Here is a 2,026-nt window from a genome sequence, read left to right on the forward strand (position 1 = left end):
AAAATATACTACTTTCTTTTGTATTAATAAATAATCAATAATAAAGAAAGTGCTTTGAATTAAATCAACGTAATAACCAACACATTGATTGTGATGATGAGGGAAGCGTTTTTAGTCTAATAAATAAATAAATAAATAAATTTAATTTAATTGTATCATGATATTGTGACTTAAACGGTAATAACAGTATTAATAGGTTCTTAACGAATGGGGAAATTTTAGTTATACTGTTTGAAAATAGCATAAAGAATATTCGTTTTTTTATTTTTAATACCACCAACAAATTTATTGTGAGTTTATATGAAATCTTATCCTTAGCTAGTCTCATATTAGTTTTTAAAAGTTAAATTTAGAAAATAATATATGGCTATTTAATATAGTGGGCATTATGGTATCAAAAAATTAATAAGTGAATAAATCTAATAAAAGTTAAAAACTCAAGAAAATATAATGTAGTGTTGCCTGATAATAGAATTTTAACGTGGTATGAGTCTGGGCCAGAACAAGGTAAACCGGTATTATTTTGTACTGGTGCAGGTATGAGTGGTGTATTAGGTGTGGATGTTGAATATTTAAATAAGCTCAATATCCGTTTAATTAGCCCAACTCGTCCAGGACTAGGTGATTCAACGTTCGACCCTCATAAAACGTTAAAATCCTTTTCTCAAGATATTATATTTTTACTCGAACATCTTAATATTAAAAATCTTAATGTAGTGGGATTTTCTCAAGGGGCTGTATTCGCTATGGCACTTTGTTTTTATTATCATATAGACAAACTAGTTATTGTCGCAGGACAAGATCAATTTGATTATCCTGATACACGAAACCAACTCATAGAAGAGGTCGCTAATATGCAACAGCAGGCTGTGAATGCTCCTGATGTCTTAGCCTCTTGGATTAAGCAAAATATATCAGCTAATTGGTTAATGAATTTTATCTTAAATTATAGTGCAGATGTTGATTTAGCTGTTTATCAATCGGCAGATTTTTTTTCTGTTTATCAAGAATGCATGGCAGAAGCTTTTAAACAAGGTAATGAGGGATATGCTCAAGATCTTCTTATCGCTATGCAACCATGGGGCTTTTCACCCGAAGACATAAAAACACCAACAACATTATGGTATGGTATGAAAGATACAAGCACCGTTCATTCTCCTGATTTTGGGGCATTATTGTTTCAACGTTTTCCTAATGTGCAACGACATTTATGGCCAGAAGAAGGTGGATCACTTCTGTGGACAAAAACCGAAGATATTTTATTAGCATTAGTTGACTAAAACTAAGTACTATATTACTGATAGAGTAGATATTGCTTATTATTAAAAAATAACAGTATCTACTGTTTTAAGTTAGATTTTATCTATTTACTTCAATTCTATTGAAAAATTTAAATATAAATATGGCGTTAGATTGGGTGGATAATTATTCTTATATTATAATTATTTTCTAAGTTTTCGTTTTAGCATTTTTTTAAAAATAAATTTGAAAATAATTTGCTATAAACCGAATTATATGACTTAATAGCGCCACTGGTTTGGAAGTACAGACCTATTTATGTTAGTGCAGTTTTAAGTAGTTCACCGTTTAGCGTTATCCCTGATACCTCTTCGTTGCGAATTCCTTCAAATAGTGACCATAAGTAAAATCCGAAATCAAACCGCAAACAATGCCTTATGGCAAAATAATTAATTAAAGGAAATCTTATGTCTAATACAATGACTGGTACAGTAAAATGGTTTAACGATGATAAAGGCTTCGGTTTTATCACTCCTAAAGATGGCAGCAAAGATGTATTCGTACACTTTTCAGCAATCCAAAGCGAAAGCTTCAAATCTCTGAAAGAAGGCCAAGAAGTTTCATTTTCTATCGAAAATGGCGCTAAAGGTCCAGCAGCGGCGAACGTAATCGGCCTGTAATATTGAGTCATTATTGCAGTACATATTGCTTAATGCAGTATTAATACTGATAAGACCAATGAAAACCTCACTTCGGTGAGGTTTTTTTGTATTAAAAAGTCTTATTA

The 2,026-nt window shown here is 31.0% G+C and carries 2 protein-coding genes; both read left to right on the top strand.

The window, feature by feature from the left end:
• The first annotated feature begins 455 nt into the window (after positions 1 to 455).
• Complete coding sequence (locus JEP40_RS18895; RefSeq protein WP_420094347.1) at positions 456 to 1,280, top strand: alpha/beta fold hydrolase; 825 nt, start codon at positions 456 to 458, stop codon at positions 1,278 to 1,280.
• 426 nt (positions 1,281 to 1,706) lie between these two features.
• Positions 1,707 to 1,919 carry a cold shock domain-containing protein gene (gene cspE, locus JEP40_RS18900; RefSeq protein WP_193014255.1) on the top strand — a complete coding sequence of 71 codons (213 nt, stop codon included), beginning with the start codon at positions 1,707 to 1,709 and terminating at the stop codon, positions 1,917 to 1,919.
• Positions 1,920 to 2,026 lie beyond the last annotated feature (107 nt).

This window comes from Proteus vulgaris, assembly GCF_016239305.1.
Taxonomy (GTDB): Bacteria; Pseudomonadota; Gammaproteobacteria; order Enterobacterales; family Enterobacteriaceae; genus Proteus; species Proteus vulgaris_C.

Coding starts and splice junctions, on each gene's coding strand:
- cspE (WP_193014255.1), top strand. CDS start 1,707: ATGTCTAATACAATGACTGGTACAGTAAAATGGTTTAACGATGATAAA.